The following is a 6453-nucleotide window of genomic DNA, read 5'->3' as shown; positions in this document are numbered from 1 at the left end:
TCCGTGACTTCCTGCCCGGCTGGGACCTGGCCGACGACGCCCTCGCCGACGACGTGTACGCCGGCTTCCTGGGCTGCTACCGAGCGGCCTGGCGCGCGTTCGACGACGCGGCCGCGGCGATCGAGCGCGCCCGGACGGCCGGACTGCCGGTCGGCGTCCTCACCAACGGACAGCTCGCGATCCAGACCGAGAAGCTGAGGCGCACCGGGCTGCTGCGCGCCGACGTGCCCGTCTTCGCGTCGTCCGCGCTGCCGGCGGCCAAGCCCGACCCGCGCGCCTATCTCACGGCGTGCGCGTCCCTCGGCGCCGAGCCGGGGGCGACCCTGATGGTGGGCGACTCGCTGCGCCACGACGTGGTCGGCGCGCAGCGGGCCGGGCTGCAGGCCCGGCTGCTCGACCGCTACGGCCGGCACGACGCGCGCCGGGCCGGCGTACGGGTGCGGACCGTGCGCGGACTGGCGGAGGTGGCCTAGGAGCCGAGCTCGCGCGAGCGGTCCCGGGCCGCCTCGAGGGCGGCGAGGAAGGCCGCCCGCACGCGGTGCACCTCGAGCTCGCGCAGGGCCGCGGCCGTCGTACCGCCGGGCGAGGTGACCTGCTCGCGCAGCACCGCGGGGTGCTCGCCCGTCTCGCGCAGCATGGTCGCGGAGCCGACCAGGGTCTGCACGACGAGCTCGTGGGCGATGGTCCGCGGCAGGCCGAGGTGGACGCCGGCCTCGATCATCGACTCGACCATGAAGAAGACGTACGCCGGCCCGGAGCCGCTGATCGCGGTGACGGCGTCCTGCTGCTTCTCGGGCACCTGGACCACCCGGCCCACCGAGGCCATCAGCTCCTCGGCCTCGGCGAGGTGGCCCTCGTCGCAGTGGGTGCCGGGGGAGATCGCGGCCATGCCCTGGTCGACCAGGGCGGGGGTGTTGGGCATGACCCGGACGACGGCGACGCCGTCGGGCACCCGGGACTCGACGAAGGCGGTGGTGATGCCGGCGGCGAGGGAGACGAGGAGCTGGCCCGGCCGGAGCGCGGGCGCGAGCTCGGCGAGCACCTCGGCCATGTCCTGCGGCTTGACCACGAGCAGCACGGTCTCGGCCTCCGCGGCCACGGCGACGTCGGCGACCACGCGCACGGCGTACCTCTCGGCGAGCTCGGCCGCGCGCTCGGGGCGCTTCTCGACGACCACGAGCGACGCCGCGCTCCGGCCGGCCCGGATCAGTCCGGACAGCAGGGTCTCCCCCATGACACCGGCACCGATGACGGCGGTCCGCTTCTCGCCCACGCTCTGCTCGCTCACGTCCCGAAGAGTCTCAGGTCCGGGCGACGCGACGCCACTCGGCCCGGTCCGAGGACGGATCAGTCGGTACGACGCCGCAGGGTCGCCGCCCCGAGGGCCAGCGCGGCGAGCGCGAACCCGACCACGATGCCGACGTCGCGCCACACCTCGCCGGTCCGGGTGGTGGTGGCCAGGTGCTCCATGGCGTCGACCGCCCACGTCAGCGGCAGCACGTCGGCCACGGACTCGAGGACGCGTGGCAGCCGCTCGCGCGGCACGATCAGCCCGCACAGCAGGATCTGGGGGACGACCACCGCCGGCAGGAACTGCACGGCCTGGAACTCGGTGCGGGCGAAGGCGGAGACGAACAGCCCGAGCGCCGTACCGAGGACGGCGTCGACGACGCCCACCACGACCAGCAGCGCGTCCGGTCCGCGCAGGTCGAGGTCGAGCAGCCCGACCGCGACCCCGGCGGCCAGGGCGGCCTGGACGGCGGCGACCGCGCCGAAGGCCAGCGCGTAGCCGACGAGGAAGTCGAGGCGGCCCATCGGCATCGTGAAGAGCCGCTCCAGGGTGCCGCCGGAGCGCTCGCGCAGCGTGGTGATGCTGGTGACCAGGAACATCACGAAGAAGGGGAAGATCGCCAGCAGCGCCGGGCCGATCCGGTCGAACACGAGCGGCGTGTCCTGGAAGATCCACCACAGCAGCGCCTGGAGCAGGCAGGGCAGGACCAGCAGCATGGCCAGCGTGCGATGGTCGCGGCGCAGTTGCGTCAGCACCCGTACGGCGATCGCCAGGGTGACGCGCGGGGTCATCGCCGACCCTCCTCGACCAGGGCGAGGAAGGCGGACTCGATGTCGGCGACGCCCTGCGCCGCCTTGATGTCGGCCGGTGGGCCGTGGGCGATGATCCGGCCCTCGCGCATCAGCAGCAGCGTGTCGCAGCGCTCCGCCTCGTCCATGACGTGGCTGGAGACGAGGACCGCCGTGCCCTGCTCGGCGATGCGGTGGAAGAGCGCCCACAGGTCGCGGCGCAGGACGGGGTCGAGTCCGACGGTCGGCTCGTCGAGGACCAGCAGCGCCGGGGTGCCGAGCAGCGCGACGGCCAGTCCCACCCGCGAGCGCTGCCCGCCGCTGAGCCGCCCGGCGACGTCATCGCCGTGGCGGGCGAGGTCCACGGCGAGGAGGGCGTCGTGCGCCGCGGACGGCGGGAGGCCGAGGACCCGAGCGAAGAAGCGGAGGTTCTCCAGCACGCTCAGGTCGTCGTACACGCTGGAGGACTGGGTCTGGTAGCCGACCCGGTCGCGCAGCGGCCCGCTCCCCGCAGGCTCGCCGAGCACCGTGACGGTCCCACCCGCCACCCGCTGCACCCCCACGATCGAGCGCAGCAGCGTGGACTTCCCGCACCCGGAGGGGCCGAGCAGTCCGGTGACGCCCGCCCCGATCACCAGGTCGAGCCCGTCGATCACCGGCCTGCCCCCGCGGACCACGCGAAGAGCGGCGACCTCGACGACAGAATTCATCATGTGTTGAATATGCGCCTCGGGGTGGTCCGGGCGCAAGGGGTCGGCATGTAACACGCTGTTCACTACGGTCTGGAACGTTCCAATGGCCCCGGAACCGCAGTCATGCGGCGGGCAGGTCGGCGAACAACGTGTTAGAGGTTCCGCCGATAGGTGGCGGCGTCGCGAGCGTCGCGAGACGCGGGTGATGGCAAGGCGGCGGAGCGAAGACGTGCTGGGCCGCCCATCGAGCGACGCCAACGCCGCCAGCGCCCGTGTGTCGCGGGCGCGCAGCAGGCGCCACCTATCGGCGGAGCCTCTTACAGCGGACCGGCCAGGAAGCGGTCCAGCACCGGCGCGTACGCCGCCACGAGAGCCTCGGCGTCCATGGCAGCGAGAGCAGGGGCACGGACGACATAGCGCAGCATGATCAGGCCGATCACCTGGCTGGCGACCAGCTGCATCCGTCGCTCGGGGGCGTCGATGCCGAGGGCCTCGCCGAGCGGCGCGAGCACGACGGGCAGGAAGCCCTCGCGGAAGAGCCGCTCCCCGCCCGGCTCGACCAGGCGACGCACCATCGCCAGCAGCGCCGGGCGCATCGACGGGTCGTCCCAGACCGACAGCAGGGCGCGCAGCAGCCGCTCCCCCGCGCCGTCCAGCGGGCCCACGACCTGCTCGGCCATCACCGCCCGCGGGTCGACCGGGAGCTCGAGGGCCGCGACGAAGAGGTCGTCCTTCGAGCCGAAGTAGTGGTGCACGAGCGCCGGGTCGACACCGGCGTCGCCGGCCACGCCCCGGATCGTCGTCCCCGCGAACCCGGCCTCGGCGAAGCGGGTGCGGGCGGCGGCCAGGATGGCGGCGCGGGTGTCCGGGCTGCCGCGCCGGCGGCCGCGAGCGGTGGCGGTCACGACGGCTCGACCGGCACGGCGGGAACGGCCGGAACGGCGGGTACGGCGGTCAGGTGCTCGATCGCGAACTCGAGGGACTCGCGCAGGTCGGCCTCCCGCTCCTCGCGGGTCGTGCAGCGCCGGGTGTTGATCTCGAGCACCACCTCGCCGGCGAAGCCGGACGCCGCGAGGTGGCGCAGGAACCGGTCGGCACCGATCTCGCCGCGACCCGGCACGAGATGCTCGTCCATCGCCGAGTCGGTGCCGTCGGTGAGATGGACGTGCCGCAGCCGCGGACCGAGCCGCTCGGCCATCGCGACCGGGTCCGAGCGGGCGATGGCGGCGTGGGACAGGTCGATCGTGGTGTTGGCGTAGGGCTCGTCCGACGGGTCCCAGCCGGGCAGGTACATCTCCATCCGGCGGCGCGAGGCCCGCCAGGGATACATGTTCTCCACCGCGAACGCGATGCCCGAGGACTCCTCGAGGGCGGCGATGCCGTTGACGAAGTCGCGGGCGTACTCCTTCTGCCAGCGGAACGGCGGATGCACCACCACGACGCCGGCACCGACCGCCTGCGCCATCGCGGCCGACCGCTCGAGCTTGCCCCACGGCTCGACCCCCCAGACGCGCTGCGTGAACAGCAGGCAGGGTGCGTGGATCGCGCTGACCGGCAGGTGATGGTGCTCCGAGAGCTGCCGCACCGCGTCGACCTCCTGGGAGAGCGCGTCGATGCCCACCATCACCTCGACCGCCTCGTAGCCGACCGCGGCGGCGTACCCGAACGCGTGGGCCGTCGACTCGGGGTAGACCGAGCTCGTCGAGAGCCCGACCCGAGGACGCGCCCGACCGGTCATGACCGGTCGTCGACCCCGAGCTCGTCGATCCGCTCGAGGATCACGCCCTCGCGCAGGGCCCACGGGCAGATCTCCAGCTCGGGCAGGTCGAAGATGTCCATGCACGCCTCCGCGACGAGCGCACCCGGCACGATCTGGTGGGTCCGGCTCGGCGAGACGCCGGGCAGCGCGGCCAGCTCCTCGGGCGTCATCGCCACGAGCTTCGGGATCCACTCGCGCAACGCCGCCTGCGGAAGGGTCCGCGCCACGAGCGGGCCGTCTCCCGACGGCGCGGCGCCGCAGATGCGGGCCAGAGAGCGGAAGGTCTTCGAGGTCGCCGACGCGCGGTGCGTCGTACCGGCGCGCAGCAGGTGGCCCGCGTCGCGGGCGATGTCGGCGCGGATCCGGCGCCGGATCGCGCGCAGCTGATCGTCGTCGGGCCGGGCCGCGAACTCCGCCCGCGCCAGCCGGGCCGCGCCCAGCGGCAGCGACCAGGCGACGTCCGGGCGCTCGTCGGATCCGGCCGCGATCTCCAGCGAGCCGCCGCCGATGTCGAAGACGGCGAGCCGTCCGGCCGACCAACCGAACCAGCGGCGTACGGCGAGGAAGGTCAGCCGCGCCTCGTCCTCACCGGGCAGCACCTCGATCCGTACGCCGGTCTCGGCCTCGACATGGGCCAGCACGGCCTCGGAGTTGCCGGCGTCGCGGACGGCGGAGGTCGCGAACGGCAGCAGCTCCTCGCAGCCCTTCTCCTCGGCCACGACCAGCGCCTGCGCGGTGAACGCGGTCAGCGCAGCGATCCCGGTCGGCGACACGTCGCCGCGCTCGTCGAGATGCTCGGCCAGCCGCAGCGGCTCCTTGTAGGAGTACGCCGGTAACGGGGCCGCGCCCCCGTGGGCGTCGACCACCAGCAGGTGGCCGGTGTTCGAGCCGATGTCGAGGACACCCAGACGCATGGTTCGAGCCTACTGCGTCGCACCCCTAGGATTGGGCGGTGCCCGAGGTCCCGCTCGACTTCCCCCGTGCGTGGGTGGAGTTCACCAACCCCGCCGACGAGACCGAGGTCCTCAAGTGCGACCTCACCTGGCTGACGTCGTCCTTCACCTGCATCTTCGGCAGCGGCTGCGCCGGCATCTACGCCGACTCGCCCGACGTCGGCTGCTGCACGCTCGGCGCGCACTTCGCCGACAAGGACGACGAGAAGCGGGTCGCGGTCTTCGTGGAGCTGCTCACCCCGGCGCACTGGCAGGCCCACCCGGGCCGCCCGGTCAAGCGCAAGGACTGGGTCGAGAAGGACGAGGACGGTGAGCGGAAGACCCGGATGCACGAGGTCGACGGACAGCGATCCTGCGTCTTCTCCAACCGGCCCGGCTTCGCCGGAGGCGCCGGCTGCGCGCTGCACGGGCTCGCGCTCGAGCTCGGCCGCAACCCCCTGGAGACCAAGCCCGACGTGTGCTGGCAGCTGCCCATCCGGCGTACCTTCCGCGAGGTCGAGCGGATGGACGGCACGTCGTACGTCGAGGTCACCATCACCGAGTACGACCGCCGCGGCTGGGGCGCCGGCGGCCACGACCTCGACTGGTACTGCTCGGGCAACACCGAGGCCCACGTCGGCGTCGAGCCGGTCTACGTGACCAACGAGGCCGAGCTGGTGGCCCTGATGGGACAGGAGGCGTACGACGAGCTCGTCCGCCACTGCGAGGCCCACCTGCGCTCCCGGTCGGCGCTCGCGCTGCATCCTGCCGATCCCCGCTGAGGTCTGACCGGCTGGCGCGCCGCGCCCGGGGACGGTTCACCACGGGATGTAGCCGAATCGGAGCTTCCCGGGCGGAGGTCCGCTACAGAAGCGCGGGTTCGCCTACATCCCGTGGTGAACCGGCAGCCCCGCGCAACCCTGCCAACCCATCTCGACATCAAGAGACGGGGACCCCGATTCGTCGGACCTCTCAGCGCATGCTCAGAATG

The 6453-nt window shown here is 73.3% G+C and carries 8 protein-coding genes; 2 read left to right on the top strand and 6 right to left on the bottom strand.

From position 1 onward, the window contains the following. The coding region (locus FHP29_RS19090; protein ID WP_139624461.1) for an HAD family hydrolase at positions 1–473 on the top strand (473 nt) is incomplete at its 5' end. Here the strand turns inward: FHP29_RS19090 and proC are convergent. The 6 genes from proC to FHP29_RS19060 all read right to left on the bottom strand — a co-directional run bounded on the left by proC (position 470) and on the right by FHP29_RS19060 (position 5444). Beyond that, positions 470–1288 (bottom strand): pyrroline-5-carboxylate reductase, encoded by an 819-nt coding sequence (proC, locus tag FHP29_RS19085; protein ID WP_275669460.1) that lies wholly within the window; start codon positions 1286–1288, stop codon positions 470–472. The two genes, FHP29_RS19090 and proC, sit on opposite strands and share 4 nt — an antisense overlap. A 59-nt stretch (positions 1289–1347) precedes the next feature. Further along, entirely contained in the window at positions 1348–2082 is a 735-nt protein-coding gene (locus FHP29_RS19080) for an ABC transporter permease (protein WP_139624460.1), read from the bottom strand. After that, positions 2079–2792 carry an ABC transporter ATP-binding protein gene (locus FHP29_RS19075; RefSeq protein WP_139624459.1) on the bottom strand — a complete coding sequence of 238 codons (714 nt, stop codon included), beginning with the start codon at positions 2790–2792 and terminating at the stop codon, positions 2079–2081. Before FHP29_RS19075 ends, FHP29_RS19080 begins: the two co-directional genes overlap by 4 nt. Positions 2793–3088: 296 nt before the next feature. Continuing rightward, positions 3089–3676, bottom strand: a complete 588-nt coding sequence (locus tag FHP29_RS19070; RefSeq protein ID WP_139624458.1) for a TetR/AcrR family transcriptional regulator — start codon at positions 3674–3676, stop codon at positions 3089–3091. Beyond that, on the bottom strand, positions 3673–4509 hold the full coding sequence (locus FHP29_RS19065; protein ID WP_139624457.1) for a sugar phosphate isomerase/epimerase family protein: 837 nt from the start codon (positions 4507–4509) through the stop codon (positions 3673–3675). The genes FHP29_RS19070 and FHP29_RS19065 overlap by 4 nt, the downstream gene beginning before the upstream one ends. Further along, positions 4506–5444 (bottom strand): Ppx/GppA family phosphatase, encoded by a 939-nt coding sequence (locus tag FHP29_RS19060; RefSeq protein ID WP_139624456.1) that lies wholly within the window; start codon positions 5442–5444, stop codon positions 4506–4508. The genes FHP29_RS19065 and FHP29_RS19060 overlap by 4 nt, the downstream gene beginning before the upstream one ends. A gap of 38 nt (positions 5445–5482) precedes the next feature. Between FHP29_RS19060 and FHP29_RS19055 the strand changes: the two genes are divergently transcribed. Then, complete coding sequence (locus FHP29_RS19055; RefSeq protein ID WP_139624455.1) at positions 5483–6244, top strand: DUF3109 family protein; 762 nt, start codon at positions 5483–5485, stop codon at positions 6242–6244. The last annotated feature ends 209 nt before the right edge of the window (positions 6245–6453 follow it).

It is taken from the genome of Nocardioides albidus, assembly GCF_006335005.1.
GTDB lineage: Bacteria > Actinomycetota > Actinomycetes > Propionibacteriales > Nocardioidaceae > Nocardioides > Nocardioides albidus.
This window is presented reverse-complemented; position numbering and strand designations above follow the sequence as displayed.

Bases quoted from the DNA above. Each gene is read 5' to 3' on its own strand.
- FHP29_RS19075 (WP_139624459.1), bottom strand. From the start codon at position 2,792: ATGATGAATTCTGTCGTCGAGGTCGCCGCTCTTCGCGTGGTCCGCGGG.
- FHP29_RS19080 (WP_139624460.1), bottom strand. From the start codon at position 2,082: ATGACCCCGCGCGTCACCCTGGCGATCGCCGTACGGGTGCTGACGCAA.
- FHP29_RS19065 (WP_139624457.1), bottom strand. From the start codon at position 4,509: ATGACCGGTCGGGCGCGTCCTCGGGTCGGGCTCTCGACGAGCTCGGTC.
- FHP29_RS19060 (WP_139624456.1), bottom strand. From the start codon at position 5,444: ATGCGTCTGGGTGTCCTCGACATCGGCTCGAACACCGGCCACCTGCTG.